This window comes from Butyrivibrio sp. XB500-5 (assembly GCF_003625505.1).
GTDB lineage: Bacteria > Bacillota > Clostridia > Lachnospirales > Lachnospiraceae > Butyrivibrio.
Window position 1 is genome coordinate 16,187 of sequence record NZ_RAIS01000006.1, and the last position, 21,158, is coordinate 37,344.

Below are 21,158 nucleotides of genomic sequence, written 5' to 3' on the forward strand. Positions count from 1 at the left end.
GCCCCTTTCACATACAATTTACATGAGATTTATTCTCATGTTGTCTTCATAAATTTGTCGATGGCATCATTAAGTTCTATGATGGCATCTTCATCACCTTCCTGAACTGCGTGGACAAGGCAGTGACTTATATGTTCTTTAAGTATCTCTTTTCCCGTGTTGTTAAGCGCGGAACGTACAGCTGCCAACTGTACGAGAACTTCGGAACAATCCCTGTCGTCCTCGACCATCCTCTTGACCGATTCAAGGTGTCCGATTGCCTTGGACAGCCTGTTGACGATGGCTTTCATCTTTTCCGGGTCGTGGTGATGATTATGATTATGAGAACTCATAATTACCTCCATAAACAACGCGTGATTTGTTAAATTTTTGACTTTTCAAAAAACAAACTAACCACGCATCATTGACCGTATAAATTGTATTTCTATTTGGTAAAAAAATCAATCTGTTTCTTTGACTTTACCAATTATTTTATACAAGAGATCATATAAAGTTTTATATTCTTCCATAGACAAACAAACGCAGGATCCGACTTTTTGAGGAATATTAACAGCCTTATCTTTAAGAGCTTCTCCATCATCCGTCAGCGTAACCACGAGATTTCTCTCGTCCTTCTCCGAGCGTTCTCTCTTAATGTAGCCCTTACTCTCAAGCTTTTTAAGAACAGGAGTAAGAGTTCCGGAATCAAGAAAAAGATTCTCACCTAAAGTCTTAACGTTAACTCTCTTCTTCTCCCACATTACCATCATTACAATGTATTGAGTATAAGTAAGATCCAAAGCGTCAAGAAAAGGCTTATACTTTCTGATGATTTCCTTGGAACATGCATAAAGAGGGAAACAAAGCTGATTTCCAAGTTTTAATGATTCATATGCTTCTTCTTTTACGCTCATAAAAGTCTCCTGAAAGATATAATAAAAACTTAACTATCCCAATTATACCACAAAATAAGGATTATTCATTAGTTTAAAGCTGTTTAAATAAATAATGGACAAGGAATATTACTTCCTTGCCCATTATTTTTATTTAACGTTATGATTCATGTTCTTGATAGGAATATTGGCATAAAGCGCAGGTGCAGATTTTCCGCCGTTTTCATCGGCGTCAATATGCGTAATGTTGATGTCAATGCCATCCATATCAATCTCAGCGTATTTGGATAATACCTCTATAATATCACTGCGGATCTTAGCCATAATCTCGGGTGAGCATGATGCTCTGTCGGAAACAAGTACAAGCTTAAGACGATCCTTGGCAATATCACTTGAAGTTTTCTTTTTGAAAAGATCTGAGAATTTCATAATATTGCCTCCTTTTTATTTTTTCTTAAGCCAGCCAAACAAGCCCTTCTTGGCTTCGAGATCAAGGAAAGGAACCTGTTCTCCGGTAATCCTGCGGCAGATATTCATATAAGCCTGTCCCGCAAGTGAATTGTCACCGACCAAAGGCTCACCGTTATTGGTTGCAACAACGATATGTTCATCATCGGGAACCTGTCCGATAAGTTCAACGGCAAGAATGTCAATGACATCATCGGCTGACATCATGTCGCCTCTCTTGATCATCTCGGCACGAAGTCTGTTAACGATAAGCTGAGTCTTCTTGATCTCGTTGGCCTCCAAAAGACCGATAATTCTATCTGCGTCACGAACAGCTGAAACCTCAGGTGTTGTAACTACAAGTGCTCTGTCTGCTCCCGCAATGGCATTCTTAAAGCCCTGTTCGATACCGGCGGGGCAATCAAGAAGAACATAATCAAATTCAGCAGCAAGCTGCTCGGTAAGCTGCTTCATCTGCTCAGGAGTTACGCTTGTCTTATCCTTTGTCTGAGCAGCGGGTAAAAGAAACAGTGTCTCATATCTCTTATCCCTTATAAGAGCCTGCTTAATCTTACAATTACCTTCTATAACGTCGACAAGATTATAAACAATCCTGTTCTCAAGTCCCATAACAACGTCGAGGTTACGAAGACCTATATCAGTGTCTATGAGAACTACTTTTTTATTAAGTTTGGCAAGACCGGTACCCAAATTAGCAGTACTTGTTGTCTTTCCTACTCCGCCTTTTCCTGATGTTACTACTATTACTTCTCCCATTTTTTCCTCCAATTAGTTATTTAGCTGTCTGAGAAACGAAGCGCCGTAAGCTGTCTTTACGATATGGTCACCTTCAATATAAGCAACTTCAGGCTCACCACCGTTTTCATTACCCATAAGCTTCTTTTTCTTGAATTTAAGTTTGGGGCCTTTCTCGGCATCGGGTGAAATAGCAATGGCATCCGCAATCCTAACCTGTAAAGGATTAAGATTAAGCGCCATAACAATCGCATTTCTGTCTCCGCCGGCACCTGCAAATGCATTACCGCGAAGCTCACCCAATATAAAGATACTGCCATAAGATATAACGTTGGCACCGGGCTTAACATCACCCAGGATAACAACGCTCTGCTTGCATGAAACATCCTGTCCGGATCTCAAGTTTCCTTTAAGAATAAGAGCATTGTTGCCGTCATCGCCACTCTGCGCAGTTACATTATCGGATTCAACGCTTGAATCCATTCCGCGAGTATTGACCACGGGTTCCTGAACTACATGTTCAAAAAACTTCTCGGCGCCCGATTCCTCATCGATAACGCAGAATATCTTAAGGTCGCAGTTATCTTCGATAATCTTAACTATCTTGCTTTCCTCATCGTCAGAAAGACTTCTGCCTCTGATAATGAGACCCATGTTCTTATTTCCCAAAAATGACGAGGCCTCCTTAAACTTGGAAGCAACTTCATCAGATAGTATAGGGAAAGGAGCAGAAGGCTCAAGAACAAGGATAATTCCTGATTTGGTTCCTTTGATCGTAACTAGCTGATTCAAAACTCCTTACCAACCTTTGCTTAAAAAATCATACCCTACTAGTATAGGACATTTCGCCTAAAATATAAAGAGCTCCGGTCAACAAACCGGAGCTCCGTAAATCTTTAAATATGATTAGTTAAGACCAGCTGCCTGCTTTGCAACTTCCTCTGCAAAGTTCTCACTCTTCTTCTCGATTCCTTCACCTGTCTCGAAACGAACGAATCTCTTAATCTTAAGGTTAGCACCGTTGTTCTTAGCAACCTGAGCAACGTACTGACCAACTGTCTGCTTACCGTCTTCAGCCTTTACATAAACCTGCTCGTTAAGGCAGATCTCTTTAAGCTCCTTGTTGAGACGTCCGATAAGCATCTTCTCAATGATCTCCTGAGGCTTTCTCTTGCCTTCGGGAAGCTCTTCGTTCTCCTTCATAGCCTGAGCAAGAAGGATTTCCTTCTCGTGATCTCTGTACTCCTGAGAAACATCCTCAGTAGCAACATACTTGGGATTAAGAGCTGCAACCTGCATAGCGATGTTCTTAACAGCATCCTTGATCTCGTCGTTAACAACGTCTGTGTCAGCCTCAACGATAACTGAGATTCTTCCGTTGCCGTGTACGTAAGGAACTACGATACCGTTAGAAGCAACAACTTTCTCGAAACGTCTGATGCTGAGCTTCTCGCTGATAACTGCGGTGATCTCTACAAGAGCATCGTTAACTGTCTTGGAAGCATCCTCATTCCACTTCTCAGCCATGAATGAATCAAGGTCCTTAGAATCGGAATTAACTGCCTGTGTAGCAACAGCCTCAACGAATGCCTGGAACTTCTCGTTCTGAGCAACGAAGTCAGTCTCTGAGTTAACCTCAACAACTGCTGCAGTCTTGTCATCCTTAACAGCGATCTTTGTAAGACCCTCGGCTGCGATTCTGCTAGCCTTCTTCTCAGCCTTCATGATACCGTTCTTTCTAAGGAACTCAACGGCTGCGTCCATATCTCCGTTAGTTTCTGTAAGAGCCTTCTTGCATTCCATCATTCCTGCACCGGTAGACTCACGTAATTCTTTAACCATTGCTGCTGTGATAGCCATCTATATTATCCTCCCTAAGATTTTATTTAATTAAAATATATTCAAAAATTACTCAGCTACTTCTTCTGTAGTCTCTTCTACTTCAGCGTCCTCGTTCTCAGCTGCTACGTCAGCCTCAGCACCCTGATTAGCCTCGATTACAGCGTCAGCCATCTTACCAACGATAAGCTTTACTGCTCTGATAGCATCATCGTTACCGGGGATGATGAAGTCAAGCTCTTCGGGATCGCAGTTAGTGTCGCCGATACCGATAAGAGTGATTCCAAGTGCCTCTGCTTCCTGGATGCAGATTCTTTCCTTCTTGGGATCTACTACAAAGATAGCGTCAGGGATTCTCTTCATATCTCTGATTCCGCCAAGATTAGCCTGAAGCTTGGAAAGCTCCTTCTTAAGCTGTGCAACTTCCTTCTTGGGAAGAACTTCGAATGTTCCGTCTTCCTGCATCTTCTCGATAGTCTTCATTCTTGCGATTCTGCTCTGGATTGTCTTGAAGTTTGTGAGCATACCGCCGAGCCATCTCTCGTTAACGTAGTACATTCCGCAACGCTCAGCCTCAGTCTTAACTGCGTCCTGTGCCTGCTTCTTGGTTCCTACGAAAAGTATTGTTCCACCCTGCTGTGCAATCTCGAAAACTGCCTTGTAAGCCTCGTCAACCTTAACAACTGACTTCTGAAGGTCGATGATGTGGATACCGTTTCTCTCTGTGAAGATGTAAGGAGCCATTTTAGGGTTCCATCTTCTTGTCTGGTGTCCGAAATGTACACCTGCCTCAAGTAACTGTTTCATTGATACAACGCTCATGATATTACCTCCGTTTGGTTAAATTCTTCCGCATACCCTTAGTCGTTAATCCGCATAAGCGCGTTATCAAATGCGGTGACTCCCTTACGATCAAAGATTTGACACCAATAAGAGAAACAGATATGCGTGTTTACTTGTTTTCACCGTGATCAGGGCATAAAAATCCCGCAAATCAACAGCTTTTTCATATTAGCATATAATTTGCGGGAATGCAACACTATATTAACGTATTTAACAAGTTATTTTGTAATTATCGAAGCAATCTGTTCATAACCCGATCCGGCAGGTATATTCTTAACTCCCGAACGGATGATCCTGTCCTTCTTGTTATCTACAAGATACTTATTAAAAGAAACAGCGTCATCGATCAGTCCTTGATCATAAAGAAGTCTAGCAACACCATCGGAAGAAAGTCCTCCGGGTATTGTAATTGTCTTGGCTTCTCCTGTAGCAAAAGATGCGTTTTCCTGTTTGGGAGTTTCCTGCTTTGTAGATTCCTCCGCAGGCTTGGATTCCTCCTTATCATCAGCTTTGGAGTCCTCTTTTTTATCCTCTGCCTTGGTATCTGATTTGGAATCTTCTTTATTATCTTCTTTACTATCTGAATCGGGATTATCTGACTTGGAATCCGCTTTGGTATCTTTCGCGGAATCCTTAGATGCATCTGTAGCTTTGTTAGAATTATCGGAATTTACTTCCGATTTACCTTGTGAACTTGCGGCAAAGGCCATTTTATCTTCGCTGCTTTTTTCCGATGTCGCCGTATCCACTTTTGGAATCGGCGTACTTGATAAAGTGAGTCCTTCGTCGTTTTCCGAAGATATCGCTTTTCCTTCTTTAGATATTTCCGTAGCGGATGAAGAAGAATTCTCTTTATTATCAATGCTGTTTTCCTCGTTTGAATAATCGGTAAGTACGCCGCCCTGGACCATTCCCAGTTTCTTGGCTCTCTCTATCACTTCGGCATCGCTTATGGTGGATTTCCTTCCACCGAGAGCAAAGCCCATAATAAGAGCCGTAAGGATAACGCCTATACCGATTCCCCTAAGATAATACTTAAGTTTCATCTACTCTTATCCTTTACTTTACTTTTCTGTGTTTATTCGAAAGATCTATAACAAGCTTAACTTCGCCAATACCAAGTCCGAGTTCTCTTGCAATGACCATATTGGATTTGCCTGCCTTATGCATCTCGATGATCTGCCTGTTCTGAGAAATCGGATCATTGGCTGTAAGCTCTTGCATGTTCTTATCGGGATTAACGCTTTTCCCTTCAACGCGAACAGCTTCGGTGATAGGAACTACCTTGCTTTTAACGTGGGGCTCGGCCGCATCGTCTTTATCCTTAATATCGTTACCGATAATATGAAGATTGGAAACTTCATCGGGAACGATAACTTTAGGCTTCATTTCATTAAGCTCAGGCTCTCGAACGGCGGAAATCGGCTGCTCAGAACTCTCTTTAAGCGGCTCTTCGGATCTCTGTTTGATCGGCTGATCGGCAGAAACCTGCTGTTCCGGTGTCTTTTTGATCGGTTCCGGTATGTCGTTCTTGGGAAGATTCTTGAGTGAATTGGTTGCTTCCTGAGCTTCCTTAACGGTAAGTTCCGCATCCAAGACAGTCTGTCTGGCTTCATCGGCCTTTCTGGTCACTTCGGAAACAACACTTGTAAGATTCTTATGCTTATCATTAAGCATATCGTACATAAACATGACTTCATCGTGATTCTTGTGGATATCACTCATGACAGTGTCGGAATATTCATTTATTGCGGAAAGCTTTTCATTGGAAATGCGCTCCATTGCGCGTTCTGTTCTACCGATGGTGTCCTCGACGCTGTCATCGACCATGTTCTCAATTGTCTCTTTTTGTCCCTCGACTTCACGACGAACAAGCTCACGGATTTCTCTCTCCATGAGCACTTTATCTTCTTCATCCAGTTCTTTTCCCACAGGAAGAAGATACCCCAATATTATTGCGGCAAAACCCGCAATTATGAGAACAATCTCGGTAATACTAATCATTCGGGACCCAACTCAACTTTCTACGTTTAATAAACTAATTTATTATAATATAGATAGTTTAAATCTTCAAATCAAAACCCGAGGAAATATGAAGATCAACGGCTTTTCCGTTTTTATCAAGCATGTGTTCCCCGATCTTTTCCATTTTTTCCAAAGAAAGCTGCCTTTCAAAGATCGGATTATTTTCACCTCTCTCTTCACGTCCTTTTTTACGGTTTTTTCCACCGTCACCGGCATATTCGTTGTTGCCCTTCCCCTGGGCATCAGCCTGAACCTCCGGTCCACTCACATCATCTTTTTGTATGACCGAATTCTTTTGATTGTCTACTTCTTCATTAAATTGTGTCTGGAAGCTCTGCCTGTCCATCATCGGTCTTGAATCTTCCGCGGCTTTTACTGCGGAGACCTCATTTGATGCGGCTATAACTCCAAAGTCTATCCTGTTGATCGACATGTTACTCACCTTCCTTTTGGGCGTCTTTACTTAACATGCAAGTATGTATTACGATATACGACTCCTATATTATTAATATCGGCTTAAATAGGAGCCAACCTTACATCTCCTTCCTTAACAACAAATCTGCTGTATTGAACGGGTTTTTTAACTATCATTGAAAGTTCGCCTATATTAACGGTTGTACCCGGATAAGCGGTACCTTCAACGACAACCTGCGCATCCTTTGCCTCCGCAAGCTTAGCCATAAGATTGGCATATTCATCGGAATCATCCTGAATCTCCTGAGTAAGCGTCTTATTCATTTCAATAAGCTTCTTGGCACTTTCAACCTGCTGAGGATTAAATTTAACGCCGGCCTTGAGCATCTTGGTAAAGCCTTCGATCGTAGGCTTGATGCTCTCTATTTTTTTCTGAGAATCAGCTATGTTTTTCTGAAGTTCTTTAAGTCTTTGCTTGATCTGAGGATCCGCACCGACTTCAATAATGGTATTTGCACCCATTTCAGAGCCGAGAACCTTGGCCGTTATCTTATCGGCGGCACTAACTCTTCCACCTGCAATAAAGCCTCTTCTTCCGGTAACGTTTATCTCGGTTCCCGATGAAACATTGGAATGAAGTATGGATTCGCTCGTGATTCCTCCGCTTGCGGTAACCGTGGCATTCTCAATGAATTTTGTTACTACATTGCCGCCCGCATGAATATTACCGCCTGCTTTTGCTCCGCATTCAAGTATAACATCGGCGCCCGCATCAAGTGTAGCTCCTTCTACAATGCCTCTTACATGGATATTTCCACCTGCTTTAACGGTAAAATTAGAAGCAATAAGGCCGTTAACCTCAACACTTCCTTCGTAATCTATATTTCCCGTTGAAACATCAACATTTTCAAGCGTAAGTACATCGGATACCGTTATTCTGCCTTCCTTAACGGTAACATGGCCCGCAGTGGCAGCTGTCAAAGTAAGCTTATCTTCGGAAAGTACGGTATTTTTACCGGCTTTAATATATGTAGCCTTAACAGCAGCGGGTTTTATAGGTTCACCAAAAACGGTTGTTCCCGGTTGTCCCAAAACTTCCGGATGAAGTGTCGCAAGAAGATCACCCGCCTGAACATTGTTTATGAAATTAAGGTGGAAGTAATCCACGCTTCCGTCTTCACGAAGAGTGGGTTTAGCTCTTAAATTGGCATTAAAATGAAGCTCTACGCTCGCATTTTTACCCTGAACAACTTCCTGGCCCTTTGCCACTATGATATCCTTACAATATTCTCTGTGCTCAAAGAACTTATGAATATCCTCGGTCTGAATTCCGAATCTATACTTTCTGTAAGCCAGAGTATCAAGGAATTCTTTTTCGGTCATAAGCTCTCCGCCCTCTGTCGGAGGAATAAAAAATGCCGTGACACTCATACGGTCATTAGGAACGTAGAATTTGACATACTCTCTTTCGGGCAAAATTTGAGCATTATTAATCAAAACCACGTTACCATCCGCATTGGCCACAGCTTCATTTAAAACAGTCAGATCATATTCTATTTTTTTGTCCTCAAGGTAATCGCGGACATCAGTAAAATTTAAAGCATCTCCTCCGTCTGTTGGTGCAAATACTTTAATCCCGGTACCCTTAGGTGTGATAACAAGCTGGAAGTAACCGTTCATCTCATAAACCCCTTTATATATATAGTTCTTTTATCTGGAATTGGTAACAAGTCCAAGATAATTACCCAATTTTTCCCTCATTTTCTGAAGAGCCTTGGTATGAAGCTGAGATACTCTCGATTCAGATACTTCAAGAACCTCACTGATTTCCTTTAATGTGAGCTCTTCATAATAGTACAGCAAAATAACCTTCTTCTCTTTTTCGGTAAGAAGCTCCAAAGATTCCGCGAGCATCTTCTTAAGTTCTTCCTTCTCAACAGCCTCTTCGGGTTTGGTGAATCCCGAAGAATGATTGTTGGAATCCTCGGGAATATCGGCTCCGGAATCCATAAACTCATTTAGAGATACCACGCCCGTTACCTTCATCTGATTCTGCCAATTCTGATACTCATCCTCAGAGATATCCATTTTGGCAGCTATCTCAGCATCGGTCGCAACGTGACCGCTGTCTTTTTCGATCTCTCTTATGGCCGCTTCTATCTTTTTCTGTCTCTGTCTGATAGTACGCGGTATCCAGTCCATCTTTCTTATCTGATCAAGAATCGCGCCTCTGATACGAAGGCTTGCATAAGTTTCAAACTTAACATCCTTCATAAGGTCGAATTTGTCGATCGCATCGATAAGTCCAAAGATGCCGTATCCAACAAGATCGTCATACTCAACGTTAAATCCAAGATACATGCTGAGTCTACCCGCTACAAGCTTAACAAGAGGAGCATACTCTAATATGAGCTGCTCTCTAAGTTCAGCGGATTTAGTCTTTCCATATTCTGTCCATAATTTATTCTTGCCTGCTTCGTCCATGTACCAGATCCCCGAATGTTTTATTCAAGAATGTCGTGAACTTCCATTGAATCGGAATCCGACTCTTCTTGTTCTTCAATACTTTCCTCTTCTTCGGGATTTTCCTCCTCAAGAAGTTTTTCTTCTTCGGCTTGTAATGCCAGAGCCTTCTCTCTATTTATATCCATAAAGCCCATGATCATCTTTTCAAACAAAAGAGATATCGCAACAAAGATGACCAATGAACAAAGGACTATCAAAAGCCAATCACGCATAGGATAGTGCTTAAAATACGTAAATACCGCAATAATTGCAGTCGCAGAAAGCACTATCAGCGGCGTGATGATCTTTTTATTGAATTTCTTTAAGTCTTCGGTTTCATTCATATTACTTTCTCAGGCTTTCCAACAGCTCTGATAATATAATCCCCATTCTCAGGATAAAAAATGACCGTTCTTCCGTATGAATCGCCGGTGTCCTGTGCAAGAACCGGTATATTAAGCTCTTTTAACTTCTTAAGCGAAGCAGCTACATTCCTGTCGCCGACTCGCATCGTTGCATTCTGTGATTGAAATGCAAACATCTGAGCGCCTCCCGCTATTTTGGCGACAAGCCTCGATTTGTTCGCACCCTTGGCAACAATCTGGTCTACAAGCTCTTGAATTCCGGTGTCCGCAAATTTAGGTATATTAGAGTTGTTTTTTATTTCAGTTGAATCCGGCAACATTACGTGCGCCAGGCCACCTATCTTGGTGACGGGATCCCTTATCGCAATTCCTACGCAGGATCCAAGCCCTAAAGTGGTTATTCCGTCAGGGCTTACGCAAATGTTCAGATCGGCCATACCAACCTTAATAATCTGACTCATATAAGACCCCTTCGTTAATTTGAGATCTCTCCCATTCCCAGTGAAGAGAGAATTTTACTGTAACCGTCAATATCAGGTAATAGTATAAAGTAACCACTTAACTTAAGCTCGTCAAAAAACTGGGTCTCGATAAGAAGGATCTTATCCCCCATCATGCCGAACTGGATAGCCGGAACGCTTAAGATCGCAGCGGCCATATCAATTGCAACATAAGGAATTGAAGGAATAAGCTTAAGGTTAGTCATCATTGACAAGGAATTAAGGTATGAACCTGTGATGATATTGCCGACCTCTTTAAGAGCGGACATCTCAACCTCGTCAAACTCCTCATCTTCCGATTTCGGACCTGTTCCCATAAGTTTATCTACAAGATGTCTCGCAGCCTGCTTGCCAAGTAGGAACATAATGCTTCCGTCGATATCACCGTTAAGCGCAAGATAAATACCTGCCATGATCTTCTCGGCACCGCCCATAAGATCACCGACATCCTTAAAATCAAGGAGTCTTACCTGGGGAACACACATATCGACCTTGGTTCCAATCATCTGCGCAAGTGCTGTTGTGGCATTACCTGCACCAATATTACCCAGTTCCTTAAGTACGTCAAAATACTGGCTGGATAAATTGTCCAGATTCATCTCTCCCATATTACTTCCTCCGATCAACTTGCATTAGATGTTTTTTCTTTAACTTCCTTCTCGGATACAACGGCATCGAGATCGAGAATTGATACAAGTCCGCCGTCATAATGTCCTACTCCGCTGACAAATGTGGCATTTGCTTTGCCTTTCTTGTCATCGTAGCGAACCTTTTCAATATTCTTGGAATCAAGTGTTAGAACCTGATTAACCTGATCAACGATGATTCCTACAAGGTCGCCCGCTTCAGTCTTAAGAATAATGATACGGCTCTTGTCCGTGATCACATCTTCTTCAAGTCCCATCTTCATACGAATACTCATAACCGGAACTATCTCACCACGGATATTGATAACGCCTTTAAGGAACGCATCAACCTTGGGAACACGTGTGATCTGTTGCATTCTTACAATATTGTCTATGAATTTGATGTTGATTCCGTAATACTCATCATCAATCTTAATAACTATATACTGAATAAGTTCTCCAACATCGGTAGTAGTCTCTCTAAGTTCATTCATATCGATTCATCCTTTCCTCGTATTAAACTACGATCAGAAAATTGAATTAGTATCAAGAATAAGAGCTATCTCACCATCACCAAGGATAGTAGCACCGCTTATAAGCTTGCACTTATTGGTGTACTTGCCAAGAGGCTTGATAACAATCTCTTGCTGTCCCATAAGTTCGTCAATTACAAGTCCGACCTGCTGGTCACCCTTTCTTGCAATAACAACGACCATATCATCCTCGGGAGCCTTGGTGGATTCTGTGTCAAGAACCTCATTAAGTCTGACGATAGGTGTAACGCTTCCTCTTAAGTTAATAACCTCTCTGTTCTCAACAAGCTTAAGGTCTGAAGGAGAAACATCCTCAATACTCTGAATTGAATCAAGAGGAATTGCATATTTCTCTTCTCCGATGATAACCATGAGAGCCTGAATAATAGCAAGTGTAAGAGGTAATCTGATAACCCATGTTGAACCTTCGCCAAGCTTGGTCTTAACGGATACTTCACCGGAAAGTGACTCAACCTTGGACTTAACAACGTCAAGTCCGACGCCTCTTCCTGAGATCTCGGATACCTGCTTGGCAGTTGAGAATCCGGGATGGAAAAGAAGTTCAACGCACTGTTTATCAGTTAAAAGAGCTGCCTGCTCAGCAGAAACAACGCCCTTTTCAATAGCTTTGTTCTTAACGGCCTCAGCATCAATACCGTTACCGTCATCGCCTACCTCGATAACAACGCTGTTACCGTCCTGGAAAGCGTGTAAGAAGATCTGTCCTACTTCAGGCTTACCTCTCTCGGCACGAAGTTCAGCAGACTCAATACCGTGATCGGCACTGTTTCTGATAAGGTGCATCAAAGGATCACCGATCTCATCAACCACGGTTCTGTCCATCTCTGTATCTTCACCGGTCATTGTAAGTTCCATCTTCTTACCCAGAGTCTTGTTAAGATCTCTGATCATACGAGGGAATTTCTGGAGAACGCTCTCGATAGGAACCATTCGAACTTTCATGACTGATTCATGAAGGTTAGTCGTTACGCTCTCAAGATATTCAATCTGTTCATTAACGTTTCCGTTGCTGACACCTGACGAATTGGCTGCGGAAATAAGTGAGTTCTTAGCAATGATAAGCTCACTTACAAGGTTCATAAGTACATCGAGTTTTTCGATATCTACACGAACCGTTCTGTTAACCACAGGCTTACCGACAGGCTTCTTTGCGCCACCGGCTGCAGCTGCGGGTGCAGGTGTATTAACCGCTGCGGGTGCGGGTGTTCCGGCTGTGGGAGCTGCCGCAGTTGAAGCTTCGGAAGAAGCTTCTTCTTTATCATCGGATCCCTTAGCGCCGTTTAGATCAAATTCACCGACATCACAGCCTTCAACCTCGGAAACTGATTTAACTATCTCTTCAATCTTTTCTTTTGACTCATCAGAAATAAGAATGAGACTGAAAGAAAAATCGAATTTCTCATCTTCAATATCCTGTGTATTGGGCTCTGATACGACGATCTCTCCGACATCTTCAAGGCCCTTAAATACAAGGAAGCCTCTTGCAGCCTTCAAAATACAGGATTCCATAATATGTACTGTAATGCCGTAGATTTTTTTGCCCTGATTCTTAGCTTCTTCAAGAGTTGATCTTGCAGAAGAATCAAGACGTATTGCTCTGTAATCCGATGCGGGATCGGATCCGGGAGCGGAACTTTCAGCAGGCTCTTCGGCAGGTGCCGAATCTGAAGCTGCAGGAGCGGCATCACCCGATGCTCCGAGAGTACCGTTTCTGATATCTCCGAGAGCTTTTATGATATTCTGGTGTTCCTCCGTACCTTCGTCCTGATTCTCGGTAATGTTGTCAACATAACCCTGAATCGCGTCAAGACACTGAAGCAAGATATCGATCATTTCAGATTTGATCTTAATCTTACCGGCACGAACGTCAGAGAATACATCTTCCATGTCATGTGTAAGATTCTGCATTCTGGTATAACCCATAGTACCGGCCATACCCTTCATGGAGTGAGCGGATCTGAAAATCTCATTGATACAATCCTCATTCTCAGGATCCTGCTCGAGAGTCATAATGTTATCATTGAGGGACTGAAGGTGCTCCTTTGCTTCGTCAAGAAAGACACTTAGATACTGGGAAACATCCATAACCTATTTACCTCCGTAAGAAAATAAGAAACTAAAAACCTAGTTCACGCCGACATTCATTATTATTTCCTGAGCCACATCGTCAAGCTTTACAACCTGATCGACAAGCCCGGCTACTGCTACTGCTTTGGGCATTCCGTAAACGGTACAGGTACTTTCTTCCTGTCCGATCACGTGAACTTTTTTCTTGGATTTTAGATTCTTGATTCCTTCCGTGCCGTCAGCTCCCATTCCTGTAAGAACAACACAGCATATTTCGTCATAATCCGAATCCATAAGAGATTCATACATAAAGTTGGCGCAAGGCCTTACGCCTTCTCTTGTGGGTCCGTCCACATAGTGAACAACGCTCTTTGAACCGTTCTTAACTATGTGCATATGCTTTCCGCCTCTAGAGATATAGACGGTTCCGACTTCCAAAACGTCTCCTTCGGCAGCCTCTTTAACTCTTACTTCCGAAAGAGAATCGAGTCTCTCGGCAAGTGAAGCCGTGAATCCTTCCGGCATGTGCTGAACAAGAACAATAGGAGTTTTTATATTTTTTGGAAGCTTGGGTATAACGCTCTGAAGTGCACGAGGTCCACCGGTAGAGCTGGCGATGGCAACGATTCTGTTACCTGTGATCTTTCCGGCGGATTTAGTAACCAGTTCAACTACCTTGCGTGATTCCTTGACTTCTTCGAAAGAAAAAGCCTTGTTTGTAACAGGCATTTTACTGTCTGCCACAGCCGCAAGTGTATCGATGAAATGTTTACTGAATTCATCGCCCTTACACTCAGATGCTCTGTCAGGTTTGTGTACAAAGTCCAAGGCACCGAGATCAAGACAGTCGAGAGTGACCTTCGCACCTTCTTTGGTATCGGTGCTGGCCATCATAATCTTAGCCTTGATTCCCAGCTTGTTGAGCTCTTTGAGCATCGTGATTCCGTCCATCCTAGGCATGTTAATATCAAGTACTACGGCATCATACGAATTCTTCTTAAGGAGCTCCAGACCTTCGACTCCGTCACGGGCCTTGTCAGCCACCTGGAATCTTGAATCTGAATTAATGATATCACTTAGAACCGTTCTCATGAGTGCAGAGTCATCAATTAACAAAATTTTTTTCATAATTATGTTTGCTTCTTTCTGATTTTTCGTTCTTCTTCAAAGATAAAATGGATAATATCTTCTCTGGAAGTCTCATCAATATACACATATTGGATACGATGTTCAAAAAGTCCCGGTCTGCTTTCAAGCTCTTGAACCTTCAGGATACTGCAAATCATCTCATATTCTTTATCATTTACGTTTCCAGGTAAACGATATGAGCAATATATGGTACTGCCTTCTTCATATCTGAAATTTGATACGAACCTAAGTCCGCCGCCGCTTATATCAACAACTACGCTTCTCTGAAGCTGATTCTTGTTGTTATCGACAAGATATTTTCTGTTGTTTTCAAATGCCTCCAGTTCCTCTTTGGAGCAGATTCTTGATTTTAATTCAAGAGCGCAACTGAATCTGTAATATTCCCTCCTTTGAAGCTTCTGAAGCTGGCTTGTAAGATCAAGCACCAGAATATACATGTTGTCGCTTCTGTATCTGTCTACAATCCTTGAATAGCACTGAAAAAGTCCTCTCGGGCTGTAAAAACAAAGACTGTATTCACCGTCAATGGGAAGCAGGACGAGTTTCCCTTTTTCATAAGGCATCAGTACCTCTATCCTGTCATCCGACGTAACATCCATTATTTTACTCATGTAGATATGCCTTGTACGCATATCCTCGTCCATCCAGATCTTTCCGGTGGCTTTTAATTCAACCCTGTTTCCGGGTGAAATGTAATCCGTGAGCATAAATATCAGTAATCTCCATTCTGAATCTGATTATAAGTAAAGTAATAATTAGTTGATCACCTTGGCTTCAGCCGCTTTGGGCTGAGTAGTCGAAAGCTTTCTTCCCGTAATGATATGTGAAAAGAAAGCAGCCATGCCCCTTTGCTTAACCTGCTCGGCATCGCCGGGATTCATGAGCTGACCGGCTATATTTTCAAATGCCTTTACCGATTTGGCATTGGGATATTGAAGTGATACCGGCGACTGCTGCATAACACTCTTTGCAAGATATTGATCTTGCGGAATAGCACCCATGTAATTAAGCGGCAATTTAAGATATCTCGCAACAACGGCGTTAAGCTTATTAAATAGTTGTTGCCCTTCATCATCGGAAGACACCCTGTTTGATACGACCTTGACCTGTGTGTTCTCTCTCGAGAATCTGGGTGACTGATTAAGTGCTTTCAAAAGAGAATACGAATCGGTGATCGATGTCGGCTCCGGTGTAGTCACAAGAATGATCTCACCGCTTGCAACAAGGAATTCCATAACGGCATCCGAAATGCCGGCACCGGTATCTATTATTATTATATCAGCTATAGCGTCGAGCTCTGCCAGATTGACAATAATATATACAAGATAATCCCTGCTTAAGTTATACATTCCCGAAATTCCCGAACCGCCGGATATAAAGCCGACTCCCTCGGGTCCCCAGGTGATGATATCTTTAATATTCTTACCCTGATAAATAAGATCGCAGAGATTATGCTTAGGCACCGTGCCAAACATGATCTCAATATTTGCAAGTCCAAAGTCCGCGTCCAGAATGATGACTCTTTTACCCATCTTGCGAAACTGTATCGCAAGATTAATGGAAACGTTAGATTTACCAACGCCTCCCTTACCGCTTGTTACAGTGATGATCCTGGCAAGAGGTCTTTGGGGCTTATTTGAATTTTTAATAATATTTCTAAGTTGCTGCGCCTGATCCATAATGCTTTCCCCGAACTATGATGTAGATTAACTCTTTCCTCCCAGAAGATTCTTGACGATTCTTTGCGCATCGAATACGGCGATATCATCAGGAACGTTCTGACCGTTGGTTATATAGGCAACGGGTGCGCCGGTATGCATCCTGATATTGTAAAGATTACCCTTGGCACCTGTTTCGTCCATCTTGGTAAAAATAAGTTTGTAAGCGACCATCTGTGAATAAGCATCCGCAATCTCAATAAGGTCGCGATATTTTGTAGTCGCCGAAAGAACAAGGAAATTCTCGCACTCCATTACATCCTCAAGACATCTGATGAAGTTCTCGACATCTTTCTTAAGCTCTTCATTCTTAAGAGAATGTCCTGCGGTATCGACCATGATATAGTCATAGTCCTTGAAATCCTCAGCTGCCTGCTTCATTTCATCAACGGAATATATAACTCTGAAAGGTATCTCAAGAATTGATGCATATGTGCGAAGCTGCTCGGCTGCGGCAATTCTATATGTATCAACGGTTAAAAGAGCCACCTTCTTCTTTTTGGTTACAGAAAGTTCGGAAGCAAGTTTGGCGATCGTAGTTGTCTTACCGACTCCCGTAGGTCCTATAAAGATCTCTGCTCTCGGACCTTCTTTTTCCGTGTCGATAGGCTCGGACTTACCAAATTTAAGAACCATCTTCTGATATACGTTTGCAAGTGCAAAATCAAAAGGAAGTCCCGGCTTACTAACCTTCTCAACCTCATCCGTGAGCTGATTTACATAGATCTCATCTACCTCATTCTCTATAAGAGTATTATATAACAATTTGATAAAAGAGAGGGTCTCTTCGGATATATCGTTACCGGCTGCATTGATCTGAGACTTCTGCTTGGTATCCTTTTCTTTTACCTCTTTCTTATCTTCCGAAGGTTCATCTTTTTCATTTTTAAGAATATTTTTCTCAAGAAGAGAGCTTAAGTTATCAAGCTTCTCCTCGATCGCACTGTTGTCTTCCTTGACTTCGCGCACCTTGGTTGCGGTAGCGGTCGCAGCTACAACCGTATCTCTCTGAGCGCTGTCATGTGACGAACTCTTTTGCGGAGAATATGTCCTCATAGGTCTCTCCGTCTCCTCCTCGAGTGCAACAGTCACTTCGATCTTTTGAGTCTGGAAAAGAGACAAGATACCTTTCTTTTTAAGAGGTCTTACATTCATCACAACGATGTTTGGTCCGAGCTCCTTTTTAGCCTCCTCTACAGCCTCACTTTCAGTTTTTCCAACATACTTTTTGATAATCATATTATGCCGTTACCATCCCCACAGATTGTAATTCAATGTTAGCTTCTACTTCGTTATAAGAAATCACCACAAGATCCTTGTAGTAATCTTCCGTCATTTTCTTAAAATACATTCGCACGATAGGCGATGCCATGATAATGGCCTGTTTTCCGGCATCCTCAAGCTTCTTGACCTGCTCTCCCACAGATGCAAGTATCGATTTGGTGCGAGCGGGATCCAAAGTCAGATAAGCACCTGTCTCGGTCTGTTTTACGCTGTTCATGATCTCTTGCTCTATCTTGGGATCCAGTGTCACAACACTTGTAGTTTCTCCGGGCATAAAGAACTTGTTTGATATCGCCCTCTTAAGACTCTGACGAACATATTCCGTAAGGATATCCGGATCATGTGTTGAGGGTGCGAAATCTGCAAGCGTCTCAAAAATAGTAACAAGATCTCTGATAGATATGCCTTCTTTCAGGAGATTTTGAAGTACCTTCTCAATCTCACCAAGGCTCATAAGCTTAGGAACAAGCTCTTCAACAAGAGCAGCATTGCTCTCCTTGAGATTATCGATAAGATTCTGAACATCCTGCCTGGTCATAAGTTCGGAGATATGTTCTCTGATAATCTCAGTTAAGTGCGTAGCGATAATAGATGGCGGATCGACTACAGTATAGCCGAGACTCTCCGCTCTTTCTCTCTGGCCCTCTGTTATCCAAATCGCAGGAAGATGGAAAGAAGGCTCAAATGTAGGAATACCGGTGATCTCATCTTCAACGTGACCCGGATTCATGGCCATGTAATGGTCAAAAAGAATCTCTCCGTCACTCACCTGTATACCTTTAATTTTAATGATATATTGATTAGGATTCAACTGAATATTATCACGAAGTCGAATAATCGGAACCACAGTACCTAGTTCGAGCGCTACCTGACGCCTGATCATAACAACTCGGTCAAGAAGGTCTCCGCCCTGATTGACATCGGCAAGAGGAATGATACCGTAACCAAACTCAAGCTCGATAGGATCAACCTGCAACAGGCTCGTGACATTCTCGGGTTGTCTAATCTCCTCAGCCTGCTGTTCTTCAGGTGTCGCAACTTCTCCTTCCGTAGCGACTTCTTCAATTGTCTGGCTTGCAACTCTTCCCATAAAGATAAATCCGGCACCGAAAGTAACATAAAGAAGTGTCGGAAGAGGTGACAAAATACCAAGTCCCGCAACTACGCCGCCTACAAGGTACAAAGTCTTAGGCATTCCAAACAGCTGCCCGATAAGTACATGACCAAAGTCAGCCTCTTTAGAGCCCTTGGTAACCAGAATACCTGTAGACATAGAAATCATGAGTGAAGGAATAGAACTTACAAGACCGTCACCCATGGTAAGAATCGAATAAGTATTTATAGCAGTGTTGACATCCATTCCCATACGGACAACACCCATGGCGATACCGCCGAGAAGGTTGACCGCGGTGATGATAAGACCGGCGGTAGCATCTCCCTTAACGTACTTGGTAGCACCGTCCATAGCTCCGAAGAAGCTTGCCTCGTCCTGGATCTTCTGTCTTCTTTGTTTAGCTTCTTCATCCGATATCGCGCCGGTATTTAGGTCGGCGTCGATAGCCATCTGTTTACCGGGCATAGCATCCAATGTGAAACGAGCAGATACTTCAGCTACACGCTCGGAACCTTTGTTGATGACCATAAGCTGAACGATAATAAGGATTATGTAGATGATCGCACCTACGATAAGGTCGCCTCCACCAACGAAGGAACCGAATACTTCAATAACCTGTCCCGCGCTTCCCTGCGTAAGAATAAGTCTTGTAGACGATACGTTAAGCGCGATCCTGAATATGGTCGTAAAAAGAAGTATCGTAGGAAAGAATGACATATCGAGTACGTCCTGAGCGAACATAGCCGTAAACATGATCACAAAGGAAATCGACATATCAAACGCAAGCAAAATATCCAAAAACCAATCGGGAAGAGGAATGATAAGCATTACTACAGCCGCAACGATATAAAGCGCAAGGCCGTAATCATAAACACGGTTCATTATTTTCTTTGTATCCATGCCATTTCCTCCTTTCCCTGTCAGTATTAAAAACTAAACAAAAACAATATCAGATCTTGCCCTTCAAGTGATATACATAAGCAAGAACCTCGGCAACCGCCTTATACAGCTCCGGCGGAACCATCTCTCCGACTTCCACATTTGCATAAAGCATACGCGCAAGCGGCTTATTTTCAACAATCTCAACGTCATTGTCCTTAGCAAGCTCTTTTATCTTCTGGGCAACATAATCCGCACCCTTTGCGACAACAATAGGAGCATCGGCTTCTTCCGCATCGTATTTGATCGCAACGGCGTAATGCGTCGGGTTCGTGATGACAACATCGGCCTGCGGAATCGACTGCATCATACGCCTTCTGGATGCTTCCATCATCCTTCTCTTCTGCGCAGACTTAACCTCTGGACTTCCTTCCGAATTCTTGAACTCGTCCTTTACTTCCTGTTTGGTCATCATCATGTCTTTCCTGAACTTACGCTTCTGATAGATCAAATCCGCAAAAGCTATGACCATATATGCGACAGCGATCCTCGTGCCCAGGTCAAATATAAGATTACCCATCAGTCCGATCGCGCTCTTTAAAGGAATGTCATACAAAAGAAACAGTGATTCCGTCCTTGCTTTAAAAAACGTATAAATGACAATAGCCATAAGCGCAAGCTTAAGTAATGACTTTGCCAGCTCGAAAAGCTTTCTTGCGGAAAAGATCTTCTTAAGTCCCGAAACGGGATTAAGCTTGGAAAGCTTAGGCTGTAACGGTTTTGAAGTCGGCTTATATCCAACCTGAACGTAATCGCAGATAAATGCGACCAAAAATCCTACACCAAAGAACGGCGCACAAAGAATAAGTAGCTGCAACATTGCATTCTTAACGATTGCACTAAGTGTCGCAACCGGAAGGTATCCGTCATATGTCCTTGCAACATTGGGAATATCGTTGTATACCCTTTCGAACATCTTGTGGAAATTGGCACCCATTGTCGCATAAAAGAGCCTTAAAATAATAAAAAGTGCAAGCAAACTAAAGGCAGTCGCAACTTCCTGGCTCTTTGCAACCTGACCTTCTTTTCTTGCATCATCAAGCTTTTTGGCAGTAGGCTCCTCGGTCTTTTCGGCACCGTTGGCGTCCTCTGCAAAAAACTGCAGATCATATGCAATTAACAGCGGTTCGTATAACAAATT

23 protein-coding genes are annotated in these 21,158 nt (G+C 42.7%); all 23 read right to left on the reverse strand.

What is annotated here, in order from left to right:
- Positions 1-35 precede the first annotated feature (35 nt).
- The gene (locus D6856_RS11055; RefSeq protein WP_092242744.1) at positions 36-332 is read right to left on the reverse strand and encodes a metal-sensing transcriptional repressor; all 297 of its coding nucleotides are present in this window, start codon (positions 330-332) and stop codon (positions 36-38) included.
- A gap of 108 nt (positions 333-440) precedes the next feature.
- A complete protein-coding gene (locus D6856_RS11060; protein ID WP_120686947.1) occupies positions 441-893 on the reverse strand; it encodes a MarR family winged helix-turn-helix transcriptional regulator in 453 nt (150 codons plus the stop codon).
- 129 nt (positions 894-1,022) lie between these two features.
- A complete protein-coding gene (minE, locus tag D6856_RS11065; RefSeq protein WP_120686948.1) occupies positions 1,023-1,301 on the reverse strand; it encodes a cell division topological specificity factor MinE in 279 nt (92 codons plus the stop codon).
- Between the two features lie 15 nt (positions 1,302-1,316).
- Positions 1,317-2,096 carry a septum site-determining protein MinD gene (gene minD / locus D6856_RS11070; protein WP_092242749.1) on the reverse strand — a complete coding sequence of 260 codons (780 nt, stop codon included), beginning with the start codon at positions 2,094-2,096 and terminating at the stop codon, positions 1,317-1,319.
- 12 nt (positions 2,097-2,108) lie between these two features.
- Positions 2,109-2,867 (reverse strand): septum site-determining protein MinC, encoded by a 759-nt coding sequence (locus tag D6856_RS11075; RefSeq protein WP_120686949.1) that lies wholly within the window; start codon positions 2,865-2,867, stop codon positions 2,109-2,111.
- Between the two features lie 114 nt (positions 2,868-2,981).
- Positions 2,982-3,935, reverse strand: a complete 954-nt coding sequence (gene tsf, locus D6856_RS11080; protein WP_092242753.1) for a translation elongation factor Ts — start codon at positions 3,933-3,935, stop codon at positions 2,982-2,984.
- Between the two features lie 48 nt (positions 3,936-3,983).
- A complete protein-coding gene (gene rpsB / locus D6856_RS11085) occupies positions 3,984-4,736 on the reverse strand; it encodes a 30S ribosomal protein S2 (RefSeq protein ID WP_120686950.1) in 753 nt (250 codons plus the stop codon).
- Between the two features lie 239 nt (positions 4,737-4,975).
- Positions 4,976-5,803, reverse strand: a complete 828-nt coding sequence (locus D6856_RS11090) for a hypothetical protein (RefSeq protein WP_120686951.1) — start codon at positions 5,801-5,803, stop codon at positions 4,976-4,978.
- Positions 5,804-5,816: 13 nt separating this feature from the next.
- Entirely contained in the window at positions 5,817-6,761 is a 945-nt protein-coding gene (locus tag D6856_RS11095; RefSeq protein ID WP_120686952.1) for a DUF6115 domain-containing protein, read from the reverse strand.
- A 58-nt stretch (positions 6,762-6,819) separates the two neighbouring features.
- Positions 6,820-7,215 (reverse strand): hypothetical protein, encoded by a 396-nt coding sequence (locus tag D6856_RS11100; protein ID WP_120686953.1) that lies wholly within the window; start codon positions 7,213-7,215, stop codon positions 6,820-6,822.
- A gap of 83 nt (positions 7,216-7,298) precedes the next feature.
- Entirely contained in the window at positions 7,299-8,876 is a 1,578-nt protein-coding gene (locus tag D6856_RS11105) for a DUF342 domain-containing protein (protein WP_120686954.1), read from the reverse strand.
- 30 nt (positions 8,877-8,906) lie between these two features.
- Positions 8,907-9,680, reverse strand: a complete 774-nt coding sequence (locus tag D6856_RS11110) for a FliA/WhiG family RNA polymerase sigma factor (protein ID WP_092242760.1) — start codon at positions 9,678-9,680, stop codon at positions 8,907-8,909.
- Between the two features lie 20 nt (positions 9,681-9,700).
- Complete coding sequence (locus D6856_RS11115) at positions 9,701-10,045, reverse strand: hypothetical protein (RefSeq protein WP_092242762.1); 345 nt, start codon at positions 10,043-10,045, stop codon at positions 9,701-9,703.
- Positions 10,042-10,527: a chemotaxis protein CheD gene (locus tag D6856_RS11120; protein WP_092242765.1), complete on the reverse strand. Its 486-nt coding sequence runs from the start codon at positions 10,525-10,527 to the stop codon at positions 10,042-10,044. Before D6856_RS11120 ends, D6856_RS11115 begins: the two co-directional genes overlap by 4 nt.
- Positions 10,528-10,541: 14 nt before the next feature.
- A complete protein-coding gene (locus D6856_RS11125) occupies positions 10,542-11,174 on the reverse strand; it encodes a chemotaxis protein CheC (protein WP_092242766.1) in 633 nt (210 codons plus the stop codon).
- Between the two features lie 14 nt (positions 11,175-11,188).
- Positions 11,189-11,686: a chemotaxis protein CheW gene (locus tag D6856_RS11130; RefSeq protein WP_092242767.1), complete on the reverse strand. Its 498-nt coding sequence runs from the start codon at positions 11,684-11,686 to the stop codon at positions 11,189-11,191.
- A 33-nt stretch (positions 11,687-11,719) separates the two neighbouring features.
- Positions 11,720-13,831, reverse strand: a complete 2,112-nt coding sequence (locus tag D6856_RS11135; RefSeq protein ID WP_120686955.1) for a chemotaxis protein CheA — start codon at positions 13,829-13,831, stop codon at positions 11,720-11,722.
- A gap of 39 nt (positions 13,832-13,870) precedes the next feature.
- Positions 13,871-14,941: a chemotaxis-specific protein-glutamate methyltransferase CheB gene (gene cheB, locus D6856_RS11140; RefSeq protein WP_177223766.1), complete on the reverse strand. Its 1,071-nt coding sequence runs from the start codon at positions 14,939-14,941 to the stop codon at positions 13,871-13,873.
- A gap of 2 nt (positions 14,942-14,943) precedes the next feature.
- Positions 14,944-15,669: a flagellar brake protein gene (locus D6856_RS11145; protein WP_120686956.1), complete on the reverse strand. Its 726-nt coding sequence runs from the start codon at positions 15,667-15,669 to the stop codon at positions 14,944-14,946.
- Between the two features lie 48 nt (positions 15,670-15,717).
- Positions 15,718-16,641 carry a MinD/ParA family protein gene (locus D6856_RS11150; RefSeq protein ID WP_120686957.1) on the reverse strand — a complete coding sequence of 308 codons (924 nt, stop codon included), beginning with the start codon at positions 16,639-16,641 and terminating at the stop codon, positions 15,718-15,720.
- 27 nt (positions 16,642-16,668) lie between these two features.
- Positions 16,669-17,919, reverse strand: coding sequence for a flagellar biosynthesis protein FlhF (flhF, locus tag D6856_RS11155; RefSeq protein ID WP_092242773.1), 1,251 nt, complete (start codon positions 17,917-17,919; stop codon positions 16,669-16,671).
- Between the two features lies 1 nt (position 17,920).
- The gene (flhA, locus tag D6856_RS11160) at positions 17,921-19,978 is read right to left on the reverse strand and encodes a flagellar biosynthesis protein FlhA (protein ID WP_092242775.1); all 2,058 of its coding nucleotides are present in this window, start codon (positions 19,976-19,978) and stop codon (positions 17,921-17,923) included.
- Positions 19,979-20,027: 49 nt separating this feature from the next.
- The gene (flhB, locus tag D6856_RS11165) at positions 20,028-21,155 is read right to left on the reverse strand and encodes a flagellar biosynthesis protein FlhB (RefSeq protein ID WP_243114079.1); all 1,128 of its coding nucleotides are present in this window, start codon (positions 21,153-21,155) and stop codon (positions 20,028-20,030) included.
- Positions 21,156-21,158: the final 3 nt, after the last annotated feature.

Excerpts from the sequence above, each read along its gene's own strand:
- D6856_RS11055 (WP_092242744.1), bottom strand. The coding sequence starts at position 332 with ATGAGTTCTCATAATCATAATCATCACCACGACCCGGAAAAGATGAAA.
- D6856_RS11060 (WP_120686947.1), bottom strand. The coding sequence starts at position 893 with ATGAGCGTAAAAGAAGAAGCATATGAATCATTAAAACTTGGAAATCAG.
- minE (WP_120686948.1), bottom strand. The coding sequence starts at position 1,301 with ATGAAATTCTCAGATCTTTTCAAAAAGAAAACTTCAAGTGATATTGCC.
- minD (WP_092242749.1), bottom strand. The coding sequence starts at position 2,096 with ATGGGAGAAGTAATAGTAGTAACATCAGGAAAAGGCGGAGTAGGAAAG.
- tsf (WP_092242753.1), bottom strand. The coding sequence starts at position 3,935 with ATGGCTATCACAGCAGCAATGGTTAAAGAATTACGTGAGTCTACCGGT.
- rpsB (WP_120686950.1), bottom strand. The coding sequence starts at position 4,736 with ATGAGCGTTGTATCAATGAAACAGTTACTTGAGGCAGGTGTACATTTC.
- D6856_RS11090 (WP_120686951.1), bottom strand. The coding sequence starts at position 5,803 with ATGAAACTTAAGTATTATCTTAGGGGAATCGGTATAGGCGTTATCCTT.
- D6856_RS11095 (WP_120686952.1), bottom strand. The coding sequence starts at position 6,761 with ATGATTAGTATTACCGAGATTGTTCTCATAATTGCGGGTTTTGCCGCA.
- D6856_RS11100 (WP_120686953.1), bottom strand. The coding sequence starts at position 7,215 with ATGTCGATCAACAGGATAGACTTTGGAGTTATAGCCGCATCAAATGAG.
- D6856_RS11105 (WP_120686954.1), bottom strand. The coding sequence starts at position 8,876 with ATGAACGGTTACTTCCAGCTTGTTATCACACCTAAGGGTACCGGGATT.
- D6856_RS11110 (WP_092242760.1), bottom strand. The coding sequence starts at position 9,680 with ATGGACGAAGCAGGCAAGAATAAATTATGGACAGAATATGGAAAGACT.
- D6856_RS11115 (WP_092242762.1), bottom strand. The coding sequence starts at position 10,045 with ATGAATGAAACCGAAGACTTAAAGAAATTCAATAAAAAGATCATCACG.
- D6856_RS11120 (WP_092242765.1), bottom strand. The coding sequence starts at position 10,527 with ATGAGTCAGATTATTAAGGTTGGTATGGCCGATCTGAACATTTGCGTA.
- D6856_RS11125 (WP_092242766.1), bottom strand. The coding sequence starts at position 11,174 with ATGGGAGAGATGAATCTGGACAATTTATCCAGCCAGTATTTTGACGTA.
- D6856_RS11130 (WP_092242767.1), bottom strand. The coding sequence starts at position 11,686 with ATGAATGAACTTAGAGAGACTACTACCGATGTTGGAGAACTTATTCAG.
- D6856_RS11135 (WP_120686955.1), bottom strand. The coding sequence starts at position 13,831 with ATGGATGTTTCCCAGTATCTAAGTGTCTTTCTTGACGAAGCAAAGGAG.
- cheB (WP_177223766.1), bottom strand. The coding sequence starts at position 14,941 with ATGAAAAAAATTTTGTTAATTGATGACTCTGCACTCATGAGAACGGTT.
- D6856_RS11145 (WP_120686956.1), bottom strand. The coding sequence starts at position 15,669 with ATGCTCACGGATTACATTTCACCCGGAAACAGGGTTGAATTAAAAGCC.
- D6856_RS11150 (WP_120686957.1), bottom strand. The coding sequence starts at position 16,641 with ATGGATCAGGCGCAGCAACTTAGAAATATTATTAAAAATTCAAATAAG.
- flhF (WP_092242773.1), bottom strand. The coding sequence starts at position 17,919 with ATGATTATCAAAAAGTATGTTGGAAAAACTGAAAGTGAGGCTGTAGAG.
- flhA (WP_092242775.1), bottom strand. The coding sequence starts at position 19,978 with ATGGATACAAAGAAAATAATGAACCGTGTTTATGATTACGGCCTTGCG.